The sequence below is a fragment of the Phaeobacter sp. HF9A genome (genome assembly GCF_011806385.1).
Taxonomy (GTDB): Bacteria; Pseudomonadota; Alphaproteobacteria; order Rhodobacterales; family Rhodobacteraceae; genus Epibacterium.
Genome location: NZ_JAATOX010000117.1, coordinates 1 through 12820, shown reverse-complemented (window position 1 = coordinate 12820; position 12820 = coordinate 1). Strand labels below are relative to the sequence as shown.

General features: G+C 62.0%; 14 protein-coding genes. 10 read left to right on the top strand and 4 right to left on the bottom strand.

Annotation, left to right across the window (positions count from 1 at the left end):
* Both HCZ87_RS16775 and HCZ87_RS16770 read right to left on the bottom strand, forming a co-directional pair.
* On the bottom strand, positions 1–383 hold a 383-nt coding region (locus tag HCZ87_RS16775), incomplete at its 3' end, for an alcohol dehydrogenase catalytic domain-containing protein (protein WP_167645572.1).
* A 125-nt stretch (positions 384–508) separates the two neighbouring features.
* On the bottom strand, positions 509–1207 hold the full coding sequence (locus tag HCZ87_RS16770) for a COQ9 family protein (RefSeq protein WP_167645570.1): 699 nt from the start codon (positions 1205–1207) through the stop codon (positions 509–511).
* Positions 1208–1324: 117 nt separating this feature from the next.
* Between HCZ87_RS16770 and rpsU the strand changes: the two genes are divergently transcribed.
* Positions 1325–1531, top strand: a complete 207-nt coding sequence (gene rpsU, locus HCZ87_RS16765; RefSeq protein ID WP_005614280.1) for a 30S ribosomal protein S21 — start codon at positions 1325–1327, stop codon at positions 1529–1531.
* Between the two features lie 298 nt (positions 1532–1829).
* A complete protein-coding gene (locus tag HCZ87_RS16760; protein ID WP_167645568.1) occupies positions 1830–2813 on the top strand; it encodes a CAP domain-containing protein in 984 nt (327 codons plus the stop codon).
* 70 nt (positions 2814–2883) lie between these two features.
* Here the strand turns inward: HCZ87_RS16760 and ppk2 are convergent, their stop codons facing one another.
* A complete protein-coding gene (gene ppk2, locus HCZ87_RS16755; protein ID WP_167645566.1) occupies positions 2884–3801 on the bottom strand; it encodes a polyphosphate kinase 2 in 918 nt (305 codons plus the stop codon).
* Positions 3802–4035: 234 nt separating this feature from the next.
* Positions 4036–4497 (bottom strand): Lrp/AsnC family transcriptional regulator, encoded by a 462-nt coding sequence (locus HCZ87_RS16750; RefSeq protein ID WP_167645564.1) that lies wholly within the window; start codon positions 4495–4497, stop codon positions 4036–4038.
* A gap of 138 nt (positions 4498–4635) precedes the next feature.
* Here HCZ87_RS16750 and ald point away from each other — a divergent pair, with 138 nt between their 5' ends.
* The 8 genes from ald to HCZ87_RS16710 all read left to right on the top strand — a co-directional run bounded on the left by ald (position 4636) and on the right by HCZ87_RS16710 (position 12765).
* On the top strand, positions 4636–5760 hold the full coding sequence (gene ald / locus HCZ87_RS16745) for an alanine dehydrogenase (protein ID WP_167645562.1): 1125 nt from the start codon (positions 4636–4638) through the stop codon (positions 5758–5760).
* Between the two features lie 129 nt (positions 5761–5889).
* Positions 5890–6963: a phenylalanine--tRNA ligase subunit alpha gene (pheS, locus tag HCZ87_RS16740; RefSeq protein ID WP_167645560.1), complete on the top strand. Its 1074-nt coding sequence runs from the start codon at positions 5890–5892 to the stop codon at positions 6961–6963.
* Positions 6964–7260, top strand: a complete 297-nt coding sequence (locus HCZ87_RS16735; RefSeq protein WP_167645558.1) for a hypothetical protein — start codon at positions 6964–6966, stop codon at positions 7258–7260. It abuts the gene before it with no gap.
* 226 nt (positions 7261–7486) lie between these two features.
* On the top strand, positions 7487–7708 hold the full coding sequence (locus tag HCZ87_RS16730; protein WP_368484139.1) for a YrhK family protein: 222 nt from the start codon (positions 7487–7489) through the stop codon (positions 7706–7708).
* A 127-nt stretch (positions 7709–7835) separates the two neighbouring features.
* Entirely contained in the window at positions 7836–10232 is a 2397-nt protein-coding gene (pheT, locus tag HCZ87_RS16725; RefSeq protein ID WP_167645554.1) for a phenylalanine--tRNA ligase subunit beta, read from the top strand.
* A 158-nt stretch (positions 10233–10390) separates the two neighbouring features.
* Complete coding sequence (locus HCZ87_RS16720; RefSeq protein ID WP_167645552.1) at positions 10391–10915, top strand: CoxG family protein; 525 nt, start codon at positions 10391–10393, stop codon at positions 10913–10915.
* 162 nt (positions 10916–11077) lie between these two features.
* The gene (locus tag HCZ87_RS16715) at positions 11078–12007 is read left to right on the top strand and encodes an ABC transporter ATP-binding protein (protein ID WP_167645550.1); all 930 of its coding nucleotides are present in this window, start codon (positions 11078–11080) and stop codon (positions 12005–12007) included.
* Positions 12004–12765: an ABC transporter permease gene (locus HCZ87_RS16710; RefSeq protein WP_167645548.1), complete on the top strand. Its 762-nt coding sequence runs from the start codon at positions 12004–12006 to the stop codon at positions 12763–12765. The genes HCZ87_RS16715 and HCZ87_RS16710 overlap by 4 nt, the downstream gene beginning before the upstream one ends.
* Positions 12766–12820 lie beyond the last annotated feature (55 nt).

The following is a 12820-nucleotide window of genomic DNA, read 5'->3' as shown; positions in this document are numbered from 1 at the left end:
AGGCAGGCGGCTTCTTTCAGGCTCACCCCCGCCGGGATTGGCAGGCAATGGGCTGCTGGGGTCGCGACATATTCGGCATAGCCGCCGCCGGGCAGCAGCGCGCAGACCTGATCGCCCAGCTGCCAGCCGGTGACGCCCGACCCCAGCGCGACAATCTCGCCCGAGGCTTCCAGTCCGGGCAGATCGCTGGCGCCCTTGGGCGGCGCGTAGGAGCCGGCCCGTTGCAGCGCATCCGGGCGGTTCACCCCGGCATAGGCCACGCGGATCACCACCTGGCCATGGCCCGCTTCGGGCAGCGGGCGTTCTGTTGGCGTCAACACATCCGGCGCGCCGGGTTGGGAAATCTCGATCACGCGCATGGTCTGGGGCAGGGGGCTGGACATCTGGGAGATCCTCTCTCGTGGGGTGGTGACGGTCCTAGCACTCCCAGGCCGGCGGGCCAAGCCACGCAACAGCGGCCAGGCCCCGCGCCCGGAACGGTGCAAGGGGCGCGCGGGGTGGCGCGGGGCTACCAGCGTCCCGGCAGGTCGTCGCGGGTCCTGGGGGCGCGGATCTGACTCAGCAGCCAGTTCGGCCCGGCCATGAGGGGTTTCAGCAGCGGGTTCTTGTTGACGCTGGATTTCAGGCTCTCGATTTGCATCACATTATCAATGCGGCGATCAAGAAAATCCCAGGTCGCCTGATGCTCCGGGCTGTCATCGCCGAGCCAGAACAAAACCGTGGCGGAATAAACCCCCGAGAGGGTCGCGCGTTTGCTGTACCAATTGGCGTCCTCGGAATGATCGCCGAGCGCCGTCCAGATCGCATCCGCCGTGCCCCAGATCAGTTTCGCGCCATCCGCAGCGTGTTGCGGCAGGGCAAATAGGGTCGCCCCCCGACGCACCGCTTCCTTGTCCTCGGCGGCTTCCAGCCGAAACCGCACCGCGCTGGCGACCCGATCACGGAACCGCAGGGCGCTGAGGTCGCTTTGGGCCAGCCGTTCCAGCATCAGGGCATCCCCGCGCTTGTGATAGGCGATGGCCAGATCCAGCGCCCGGCGCGGAAACAGCGCCTCGGCCACTGCGGGCTCCACGCCCGAATCGCTCACCGCAGCTTGCCACATCGCGGGGCTCCAGCCGTCAAAGGCGACATGCAAAAGGGCGGCATCCAGCAGTTTTTCCTGCAAAACCCCGGTTTGATCTGCGTTTTTTTGGTGGTTTTCTGACATGATGCCCCTGCTCCTCTGTGCGGCTGAACCCAGTACTAGACAATTTAGGCCGGCCTTGCTATACGGCCACCTCCTGCAAATCCTTGCAACTCAACTTAGAAAGGTGGTGAAAACCACATGCAGGTTAGTGTTCGCGACAACAACGTCGATCAGGCGCTCCGTGCCCTGAAGAAGAAGCTGCAACGCGAAGGCGTCTTCCGCGAAATGAAGCTCAAGCAACATTTCGAGAAGCCCTCCGAGAAAAAAGCGCGCGAGAAAGCTGAAGCTATCCGCCGTGCCCGCAAGCTGGCACGCAAAAAAGCACAGCGCGAAGGTCTCCTCTGAGATCACTCGCCCGTTTCCAGTCTCTTCTGGATGCTGTTTAAGAATAAAACCCCCGTGGCCTGCGCTGCGGGGGTTTCATTTTGTCTCTGGCCCCCCGCTCGCTCCGGTGTCTCGCGCCTGTGTGCCGCGCGCGATCCGTCGTTTTGGCGGCAATAGGCCGTTTGGGGGCGGATTGTTTACCGACGTTCCACACTCCTTAAAATAGTCTGAATGGCGTCCGCATTTTTGCTCTATCGGGCCGACAGCCTCATCCCTGGGTGAGCCTCTTTGAGGCAAGGAATGGGAATGAATAGCTGCTATGAGTATTGCAAGCGACCTGGAGCGCCAGATGCTGGCGCTCATCAATGCTGAGCGCGCGGCCTTCAATCTTGCGCCACTCCAACTGGAGTTGCGCCTGAACGATGCGGCCGAGGATCACAGCGCCTGGCTACTTGAAAACAATGTTTTCTCCCACACCGGGGAAGATGGATCATCATCAAAAGATCGCATGGAGGCATCGGGATTTTCATTTTCCGGCGCTTGGTATGCGGCGGAAAATCTCGCATGGCAGAGCCTGCGAGGGGCGGCGGGCCTTTCGGATGACGTGGTCGACCTGCACAACAGGCTGATGGACAGTCCCGCGCACCGGGCCAATATCCTGAATGCGCAGGTCACCGTTGTGGGCATCGGCATCGAAACGGGAGTCTTTGACGGCATGAACGTGGTGATGGCCACGCAGGACTTTGCCCTCACGGGCGCCGATCTACAGCTCGACACAGGGGGCGCGACCGCGGGGGATGATATCCTTTATATGGCCGACCCCGGAGGCAAGCTGCGCGGGCTCGCCGGCAATGACGAACTGTTTGGCAGCGCCCAGGATGATATCATTCTGGGGCAGCGAGGCCATGACAGGATTAGCGGCGGGGAGGCAAACGACATCCTCCGCGGCAATGTCGGACGCGATACGTTGTACGGCGATGACGGCAACGACCGGCTCTTTGGAGGGTGGGGACACGACCGCCTTGATGGCGGCAACGGCAACGACGTCTTGTTCGGTGGCAGAGGTCACGATGTCTTTGTTTTCTCCACCGGCAGGGACAGGCTGCGCGATTTCGCGCCCAACGCGGACGGAGATAAAATCGACCTCGGCGCCGCGGTCGGGATTTCCGATTTCAATGACCTGATCGACGCACATGTCATTGAAAGAGCCGACCGGCTCGTCATCCTTGATGACGATGGCAATAGGCTGATTTTGCTCAATACCAGTATGGATGATCTGAGCGCGGACGACTTTATATTCTGAACGATCTGGCCTGTGTTGCCGTGCGAACCGTCCCCCGGCACCTTGGTGCTTGGGGGACGGTCCTGCCGTGTCAGTAGATCTTTGGAACGTAGAGCTCGTCCGGCAAGACCCGGCGTTCATAGCTGGGGTTGTATTCGCGGTCCGGCAGGCTGACTTTTTCGCTGGGCACCTCGTGATAGGGGATCTTGGTCAGGAGGTGTTCGATACAGTTCAGCCGTTCGCGTTTCTTGTCGTTGCCTTCGACGATATACCAGGGCGCCTCGTCGATATTGGTGCGGAAGAACATGTCTTCCTTGGCCTTGGTGTATTGTTCCCAGCGGATGCGGCTTTCCAGATCCATCGGTGACAGCTTCCACTGTTTCATCGGATCGTGAATGCGCATCATGAATCGCAGCTGCTGTTCCTCGTCGGTGATCGAGAACCAGTATTTCAGCAGGATCACACCCGAGCGCACCAACATGCGTTCAAATTCAGGAACGTCCTGAAAGAACTGTTCCACCTGTTCGTCCGTGGCAAAGCCCATGACCCGCTCGACGCCGGCGCGGTTGTACCACGAGCGGTCAAACAGGACGATTTCGCCCCCGGCTGGCAGATGCGGAACGTAGCGCTGAAAGTACCACTGGCTTTGTTCGCGGCGGTTCGGGGCGGGCAGTGCCACCACCCGCGCCACTCGCGGGTTGAGCCGCTGGGTAATGCGCTTGATCACGCCGCCCTTGCCAGCGCTGTCACGGCCTTCAAACAGGATGCAGACCTTGGCGCCGGTATGTTGCACCCAGTCCTGAACCTTGATCAATTCGGCCTGTAGGCGCAGCAGATTGCGGAAATAGACCTTGCGATCCAGCATCTCGGGGTGCTGGCCGCGATAAATCTTGCGCAGCTCCATCGACAGCATGGGCTCGGCAAATTCGATCTCGAAATCCTCGTCCAGCGTGTCTTGCAGCTCTGCTTCCAACCAATCGAAGGAGGTATTCTCTGGATCGCTGCTCACACTGTGTCTCCTTTATTCATGCTACAGAGTCGTCCCCACATAGCGGCGGCATGTGATCCTTTGGTGTCAGATCGAGCCATGGAGGTCGAAAAACGGCCATCTCACCGGAATAAAATGCTGGGTTGCTTGCTTTTTGGTCCCCCAAGTCGGCGGGGTCACCGGGAGCGGGGCGATCTCTTGCTCAGGCTATCAAATGCGGCGAGTCGGGCGCAAGCGCTCAGCGAGGTTCCCGAGCTAGGAAATCGGCAGGGCGGTGGTCTTGAACACGGTCCGCAGCGCAAAGCTCGATTGCATCTGGACCACCCCGGGCAGGCGGCTCAGGTGTTGGCGGTGGATGCGGGCAAAATCGTCGGTGTTCTCCGCCACCACCTTCAGGATATAATCCGCGGTGCCCGCCATCAGGTGGCATTCCAGCACATCCGGGATGCGGGCAACCGCCTTTTCAAAGGCTTCCAGCACTTCATCCGCCTGACCTTGCAGGGTGATTTCCACAAAGACCGTCGTCGGCACGCACATTTTGCGCGCATCCAGCAGCGCCACGTAGCTGCGAATATAGCCGTCGTTTTCCAGGCGCTGCACCCGTCGGTGGCAGGCGGAGGCCGAAAGGTTGATCGTCTCGCTCAGCTCCGCATTCGAGATGCGGCCCTGTTTTTGCAGCACCGAGAGGATTCGACGATCTATCTGATCTATTGCCATGGGGCGGCTCTTTTTTGCTCGAATGTTTTATTTGGTCGTAGATTATTCGAAATATTGCGGTCTGCGCAACTCAGAACCGCAGCACATTTGCGCCGAGGGGTGCGACACTATTGCTCATACAGAGCGGAGGAGTACCCCATGAAAATTGGATGTCCCACAGAAATCAAACCCCAGGAATTCCGCGTCGGCATGACGCCCGAGGCGGTCCAGGAGGCAACGGCCCATGGCCATCAGGTCTTGATCCAGACCGGGGCAGGCGCGGGCGCGGGCTTTAGCGACGAGGATTATCTCGGCGCCGGTGCCACCATGATTGACACCGCCGAAGAGCTGTTCGCCAGCGCCGATATGATCGTGAAGGTCAAGGAACCTCAGGCGGTGGAGCGCAAGATGCTGCGCGAAGGCCAATTGCTGTTCACCTATCTGCACCTTGCGCCCGACCCGGAGCAGACAAAGGATCTGTTGGCCTCCGGTTGTACCGCCATCGCTTATGAGACCGTGACCGATGCGCAGGGCGGGCTGCCGCTGCTGGCGCCGATGTCCGAGGTTGCGGGCCGTCTGGCGCCGCAGGTTGGTGCCTGGACGCTGCAAAAGGCCAATGGCGGGCGCGGTGTGCTGATGGGCGGTGTGCCCGGCGTCGCGCCGGCGCGCACTGTGGTGATCGGTGGCGGGGTTGTTGGCACCCATGCCGCCAGAATCGCCGCTGGCATGGGGTCTGATGTGACCGTGCTGGATCGTTCGCTGCCGCGGCTCAAATATCTCGATGACGTCTTTGGCGGGCTGTTCAAGAGCCGTTATTCCACCGCCAGCGCCACGGCAGAGCTGATCCGCGCGGCGGATCTGGTGATCGGTGCGGTGCTGATCCCCGGCGCCGCCGCCCCCAAGCTGGTGTCGCGCGCGGATCTGGCGATGATGCAGCCGGGCGCTGCCCTTGTGGATGTGGCCATCGACCAGGGCGGCTGCTTCGAGACCTCGCGCGCCACAACCCACGCCGACCCGATCTACGAGGTGGATGGCATCATGCATTACTGCGTCGCCAACATGCCGGGCGCGGTGGCGCGCACCTCAACCCAGGCGCTGGGCAATGCCACCCTGCCGTTCCTGCTGGCGCTGGCCGACAAGGGCTGGAAACAGGCCTGCTCCGACGATCCGCATCTGCTGAACGGTTTGAACGTGCATGCGGGCAAGCTCACCTATGCGGCCGTCGGCAAGGCGCTCGGCATTGATGTGCTGTCGCCGAAACTGGCGCTGCGCGAGGGCAACTAAGATCCGGCCCCCGGGGGACGTGCGACTGTGGCCTCGCTGCCCGTCTCTGTCTCCCGGGGTTGCCCCAGATGCTTGCTTTCGCCGCCGCGTGTGGTAGCAGGGCATCAAAGCGAGACTTGAGGGGCCGTCATGGACGATCTTAAAGCAAAATACCTGGCGCAGATTGCCGATGCGACGGATGAGAATGCGCTGGAGGCCGTGCGACTGGCCGCCGTGGGCAAAAAAGGCGAAGTGGCGCTGAAAATGCGCGAGCTGGGCAAGATGACGCCAGAGGAACGCCAGGTGGCGGGCCCGGCGCTCAACGCGCTGAAGGACGAGATCAACGCCGCGCTGGCTGCCAAGAAATCCGGCCTGGCTGATGCGGCGCTGGACGCGCGTCTGCGCACCGAGTGGCTGGATGTGACCCTGCCGACACGTCCCCGCCGCACCGGCACGCTGCACCCGATTTCGCAGGTCTCCGAGGAGATCACCGCGATCTTTGCCGAGCTGGGCTTTTCCGTGGCCGAGGGGCCGCGCGTGGACACCGACTGGTATAACTTCGACGCGCTGAACATTCCCGGCCACCATCCCGCCCGCGCCGAGATGGATACCTTCTACATGCACCGTGCCGAGGGCGATAACCGCAATCCGCATGTGCTGCGCACCCATACCTCGCCGGTGCAGATCCGCTCGATGGAGAAGATGGGCGCGCCGCTGCGGATCATCTGCCCCGGTGGCGTCTATCGCGCCGATTACGACCAGACCCACACGCCGATGTTCCACCAGGTCGAGGGGCTTGCGCTCGACAAGAACATCTCCATGGCGAACCTCAAATGGGTGCTGGAGCAATTCTTTGCCGCCTTCTTTGAGATCGACGGCATCAAGACCCGGTTCCGCGCCTCGCATTTCCCCTTCACGGAACCCTCCGCCGAGGTGGATATCCAGTGTTCCTGGGTCGATGGCCAGCTCAAGATCGGCGAAGGCGACGACTGGATGGAGGTGCTGGGCTCCGGCATGGTGCACCCCAAGGTGATCGCCGCCGGCGGCATTGATCCCGACATCTATCAGGGCTTTGCCTTTGGCATCGGCATCGACCGTCTGGCGATGTTGAAATACGGCATCCCCGACCTGCGCGCCTTCTTTGAAAGCGACCTGCGCTGGCTGCGTCACTACGGGTTCAGCTGCCTTGATGTGCCGACGCTGCATGGCGGGTTGAGCCGCTAAATGTTCCCGATTGGCTTCTACCTGGCGCAGTACATCGACTGGTGTGCTGCGCTTTCGCATAGGGTGAAGCGATGGCAGGTCGTTCTCGTGGACCTAGCTTTTGTCGCAGGCTTCTTCGGCCTTGTTGCATATGCGCCGGGTTGGGTGAGTATTGTCTGGCTCGGGGTGTTTGGAATTCCTCTGGGGGTTTTTGGCTCCGTTGACAGGCGCGTGCAGTTCGAGAAACGGAAAGATGCCGAGGCAAAGCGCTCTCAGCTGAACAAGACCCAAAAATTGCTTCGCGGATTTCGCAAGTAAACAAGTAGGGCGGTGGCACCCTCTGTGACGGGTCAAGCCAGAAATGACGCATCGGCTGACCTTCCCGCCCATCGCGGGGCTTCGGGCGCATGTTTGCGGTGCGGTGCGGCTTGTGTTCGCCGTGTCTTTCTTTAGCGTCCGGGCTGAACGTTAACTGCCGGAGGCCCTCATGATCTTTGAAACCGACCACAGGCAGCGCAGCCCTCGGATCCGGCGGCGCTACGCGATGTTTGAAATCGCGCATACCTGCGCCGATTTCGGCGCGGCGCTGTGCTTTGTTATCGGCTCGATCTTCTTTTTTTACAGCAGCCTGGTCACCGCCGGCACCTGGTTTTTTCTTTTAGGCTCCGTGCTGTTTGCCGCCAAACCCACCATCCGCCTGATCCGGGAGGTCAAGCTGGCCGCGATGGGCAAGGATGATGTCCTCGCCGAACGTCTGAACGACTAAGCGGCGACTTTCCCGCCTCAGTTTGCCCGGCGCGGGCGTGTTGCGCGCGGCGAGGCTTGAACCCGCGGGCAATCTTTGTCATTGCCAAGGGCAACAACTGCATGACTTTGCCAAAGGGCGCTGACCGATGAAATTCACCCTTTCCTGGTTGAAGGACCACCTCGACACCGACGCGAGCGTTGAGGACATCACCGAAACCCTGACCGACCTCGGGCTTGAGGTCGAGGAGGTCGTGAACCCGGCCGATGCGCTCAAGGCCTTTACCCTGGCCAAGGTGGTCGGTGCCGAGCAACACCCGGATGCGGATCGTCTGCGGGTCTGCCGGGTGCTGACCGATGAGGGCGAAAAGCAGATCGTCTGCGGTGCACCCAACGCGCGCGACGGTATCACCGTGGTGCTCTGCAAGCCGGGCGATTATGTGCCGGGGCTGGATTTCACCCTCTCGGTGGGCAAGATTCGCGGCGTCGAGAGCCACGGCATGATGGCCTCCTGGAAGGAGCTGCAACTGGGCGAGGATCACGACGGTATTGTCGAGCTCCCCTCGGGCGAGGTTGGCGACCGGCTGATCGACTGGCTGGCCGAGAATGACCCGGCCAAGGTGGATCCGGTGATCGAGATCGCGATCACCCCGAACCGCCCCGATGCGCTGGGCGTCTATGGCATTGCCCGCGATCTGGCGGCGCGTGGACTCGGCACCCTGAAAACCAAGGATTACGCGCCGGTCGAGGGGCAGTTTGAAAGCCCGATCAAGGTCACCATCGACGCCGACACGCTGGACGGCTGCCCGCTGTTCACCGGCCGGATGATCCGTGGCGTGAAGAACGGCCCCTCGCCGAAATGGCTTCAGGATCGCCTGACCGCCATCGGGCTGCGGCCGATTTCGGCGCTGGTGGATATCACCAACTTCTTCACCTTTGACCAGAACCGCCCGCTGCACGTCTTTGACGCGGCCAAGGTGCAGGGCAACCTGCGTGTCCACCGCGCCGCTGGCGGCGAGGAGCTGCTGGCGCTGGACGAGAAAACCTACCGGCTGCAAGCTGGCCAGATGGTGATCTCCGATGACAAGGGACCGGAAAGCATCGCCGGCATCATGGGCGGCGAAGAGACGGGCTGCACCGAGGACACCGTGGATGTGTTCCTGGAAAGCGCGTTCTGGGATTTTGTGCAGATCGCGCAAACCGGTCGCGCACTGAAGATCAACTCCGACGCCCGCTATCGGTTCGAGCGCGGCGTTGACCCGGAATACACCTATGAGGGGCTGGAGCGCGCAACACAGATGATCCTCGATCTCTGCGGCGGCGAGGCCTCTGATGTGGTCGCGGCTGGCGATGTGCCGGACCATTCCCGCGCCTATACGCTGAACGCCGAACGGGTGGTGTCGCTGGTTGGCATGGATATCCCCGAGAGCGAGCAACGCCAGACCCTGACCCGCCTTGGCTTCCGTCTGGAGGGCAACCTGGCCCATGTGCCAAGCTGGCGCCCGGATGTGCAGGGCGAGGCCGATCTCGTCGAGGAAGTCGCCCGGATCGCCTCCCTGACGAAACTCGAGGGCAAGCCGCTGCCGCGTCTCAGCACGGGGATCACCGCGCCGGTGATGACGCCGCAGCAACGCCGCTTGCAGATGGCACGGCGCACCTGCGCGGCGCTCGGATATAACGAGGTGGTGAGCTACACCTTTATCGACCAGGCCGCTGCGGCACTGTTTGGTGGCGGCACCGATGCCACCATGCTGGCCAACCCGATTTCCTCTGAAATGTCGCATCTGCGCCCGGCGCTGCTGCCCGGCCTGTTGCAGGCCGCCGCCCGCAATCAGGCGCGTGGCACGCAGGATCTGGCGCTCTTTGAGGTCGGCCCCGCCTTTCACGGTGGCGAGCCGGGCGAGGAGCAGGTGCTGATCTCTGGCCTTTTGGTCGGCAATACGGGGCCCAGGGACGTGCACGGGGCCGCGCGCCCGGTGGATACCTTTGACGCCAAGGCCGATATCGAGGCGGTTCTGGCCGCCATCGGTGCCCCGGCCAAGGTGCAGATCCTGCGCGGCGCACAAGGCTGGTGGCACCCCGGGCGGCACGGCAAGATCTGCCTTGGCCCGAAAAAGGTGCTGGGTGTCTTTGGCGAGCTGCATCCCAAGGTTCTGAGCGAGATGGGCATCAAGGGCGCTGCCGTTGCCTTTACCATCTGGCCGGACGAGATCCCGCATCCGCGGAAATCCGGCGCGACCCGCGCGGCGCTGAACATCAGTGACCTGCAAGCGGTGGAGCGGGACTTTGCCTTTGTGGTGGACGCCGAGGTCGAGGCGCTGACGCTGGTCAATGCCGCCGTTGGCGCCGACAAGGCGCTGATCGAGGACGCGCGTGTCTTTGACGAGTTCATCGGCGGCAGCCTGGGCGAGGGCAAGAAATCCCTGGCCCTGACGGTGCGCCTGCAACCCAGCGCCAAGACGCTGACCGAAAAAGACATCGAGGCGGTGAGCGAGAAGATCATCGCCAAGGTGAGCAAGGCGACGGGCGGCACCCTGCGCTCCTAAGTCTCGCGCCGCCGTTTTCTCTTTGGGCGAGGGGCTCTGCCCCTCGCGCTCCCCGGGATATTTTGGGTTAGAAGAAGCCTGCCGTCTGCGGCGGGCCTGTTGCCGTTGGCAGCTGCGGATCGAGTCGCTAGGATCCGGGGGGGGGAGGGAGGTGTGGCATGCAGATGAGTGACCAGAAAGAGATCGGAGCGGACCCTGCAACCGTATATGCGGCGCTGTTGACGCCGGAGGTGCTGAAGGCCTGCGTGCCGGGCGCGCAGGAGGTATCAGGCTCGGTGGCGGAGGGGTTCGAGGCCAGGGTGGTGCAGAAGGTTGGCCCGGTCAAAGCCACCTTCACCGGCAAGGTGACCCTGTCCGATCTGGTGGAAAATCAAAAGCTGACGATCACCGGCGAGGGCAAGGGCGGCGCAGCCGGCTTTGCCAAAGGGGGCGCCGAGGTGGTCCTGACCGCGAGTGAGACCGGCACGCTGCTGTCTTATGAGGTGGAGGCCAAGGTGGGCGGCAAGCTGGCGCAGCTTGGCAGCCGGATCATTGACGGCTTTGCCAAGAAAATGGCGGATCAGTTTTTCACCAACCTGCAAGATGCGCTGGCGCCAGAGGAAGAGGACGTCGAGGAGGGTGAGGCAGAGGCGGCGGATCGCCCCAGGAAGGGCTGGTTCAAAAAGCTCACCGGTGGCAACTGACACCGTTGTGTCGCTTTGAAAAAAACAAGGCTGCATCCCTGCACAGGTCCTTGCGCAACCATGTGGGTGGTTCTGCGCTCACGTTGCCGTTATCTCTGACGGGAAAGTGAACCAATTGGTTCGCTCCCAGGCATGTTCAGCCACAGTCGAACCGGAGGCCGTATGAGCTCTATTCTGTCTATTTCTGCCCTGCGCAAATCATATGCGGGCCGGTTTGAGGCGCTGAAGGACGTGTCTCTGGAAATCGAGGAGGGTGAGATCCTGGCCTTGCTTGGCCCCAATGGTGCGGGCAAGACCACGCTGATCTCCATCATTTGCGGGATCACCACGGCGACCTCGGGCCAGGTCAAGGTGGGGGGGCATTGCATCGAGAAAGACTATCGCGCGGCGCGGCAGATGATTGGGCTGGTGCCGCAGGAGATCAACCTGGAGCCGTTTGAAACGGTGATGAACTCGGTTCGGTTTTCGCGCGGTCTGTTCGGCAAGCCCCGCAATGATGCGTTCCTTGAGGAGATCCTGAAAAAGCTCTCGCTTTGGGACAAGCGCGGCAATCAGATCAAGGAACTCTCTGGCGGGATGAAACGTCGGGTATTGATCGCCAAGGCGTTGAGCCATGAGCCGCGGGTGCTGTTCCTGGATGAGCCGACCGCAGGGGTCGATGTGGAACTGCGCAAGGACATGTGGGAGGTGGTGCGGGAGCTGCGCGAAAGCGGCGTGACCATCATCCTGACCACCCATTACATCGAGGAAGCCGAGGCCATGGCGGATCGTGTCGGGGTGATTGCCAGCGGCGAGATCCTGCTGGTGGAGCCCAAGGAGGATCTGATGGCCCGCATGGGCAAGAAACAGTTGCAGGTGCAGCTGAGCGCGCCGATCGAGGCGGTGCCGGAGGCGCTGGCGCCGCATGATCTGCGCCTGGGCGCGGACGGGCAGTCGCTGATCTACACCTATGACGTCAAGGCGGAGCGCACCGGGATCACCGCGCTGCTGAACGATGTGGCGGCGGCGGGGCTTGTCCTGGCGGATGTTTCGACCCGGCAATCAAGCCTTGAAGATATCTTTGTCGATCTGGTTTCGGGAGACGACGCATGAACTGGACCGCAGTTGCATCCATCTATCGTTTTGAAATGGCGCGGTTCTTTCGCACCCTGGCGCAGAGCTTCATCTCGCCGGTCCTGTCGACCTCGCTGTATTTCGTGGTCTTCGGGGCGGCGATCGGCAGCCGGATCGACCAGGTGGAGGGCGTCGCCTATGGCGCCTTTATCGTGCCCGGGCTGATCATGCTGAGCGTGATTACCCAGGGCATCTCGAATGCCTCCTTCGGGATCTATTTTCCGAAATTCATCGGCACCGTCTACGAGCTGCTTTCGGCGCCGGTGTCGTTCCTGGAGATCGTGCTGGGCTATGTCGGGGCGGCGGCCACCAAGGCGCTGTTCATCGGAATGGTGATCCTGGCCACCGCGCATCTGTTTGTGGATCTGACCATCCTGCACCCGCTGGCGATGCTGCTGTTTCTGGTGCTGACCTGTGTCAGCTTTGCGCTTTTGGGGTTTATCATCGGCATCTGGGCAAAGAATTTTGAGCAGTTGCAGCTGGTGCCGCTGCTGATCATCACGCCGCTGATCTTCCTGGGGGGATCGTTCTATTCGGTCTCCATGTTGCCGCCGGTCTGGCAGACCATCACCATGTTCAACCCGGTGGTCTATCTGATTTCGGGCTTTCGCTGGTCGTTCTTTGGGGTGGCGGATGTGCCGATCGGGCTGAGCCTGATGGCGATCGCCCTGTTTACCGGGATTTGCCTGGCGGTGATTGGCTGGATTTTCAAAACCGGCTGGCGGCTGCGGTCCTGAGGCGCGGGCGCGGCGGGGCGCTCCCGCCCGTTGCGTCTGTATTAAAATACCGACG

Coding starts and splice junctions, on each gene's coding strand:
- HCZ87_RS16720 (WP_167645552.1), top strand. CDS start 10,391: ATGCAGATGAGTGACCAGAAAGAGATCGGAGCGGACCCTGCAACCGTA.
- HCZ87_RS16750 (WP_167645564.1), bottom strand. CDS start 4,497: ATGGCAATAGATCAGATAGATCGTCGAATCCTCTCGGTGCTGCAAAAA.
- HCZ87_RS16735 (WP_167645558.1), top strand. CDS start 6,964: ATGTTCCCGATTGGCTTCTACCTGGCGCAGTACATCGACTGGTGTGCT.
- HCZ87_RS16760 (WP_167645568.1), top strand. CDS start 1,830: ATGAGTATTGCAAGCGACCTGGAGCGCCAGATGCTGGCGCTCATCAAT.
- HCZ87_RS16770 (WP_167645570.1), bottom strand. CDS start 1,207: ATGTCAGAAAACCACCAAAAAAACGCAGATCAAACCGGGGTTTTGCAG.
- pheT (WP_167645554.1), top strand. CDS start 7,836: ATGAAATTCACCCTTTCCTGGTTGAAGGACCACCTCGACACCGACGCG.
- HCZ87_RS16710 (WP_167645548.1), top strand. CDS start 12,004: ATGAACTGGACCGCAGTTGCATCCATCTATCGTTTTGAAATGGCGCGG.
- ald (WP_167645562.1), top strand. CDS start 4,636: ATGAAAATTGGATGTCCCACAGAAATCAAACCCCAGGAATTCCGCGTC.
- HCZ87_RS16715 (WP_167645550.1), top strand. CDS start 11,078: ATGAGCTCTATTCTGTCTATTTCTGCCCTGCGCAAATCATATGCGGGC.
- rpsU (WP_005614280.1), top strand. CDS start 1,325: ATGCAGGTTAGTGTTCGCGACAACAACGTCGATCAGGCGCTCCGTGCC.
- HCZ87_RS16730 (WP_368484139.1), top strand. CDS start 7,487: ATGTTTGAAATCGCGCATACCTGCGCCGATTTCGGCGCGGCGCTGTGC.
- pheS (WP_167645560.1), top strand. CDS start 5,890: ATGGACGATCTTAAAGCAAAATACCTGGCGCAGATTGCCGATGCGACG.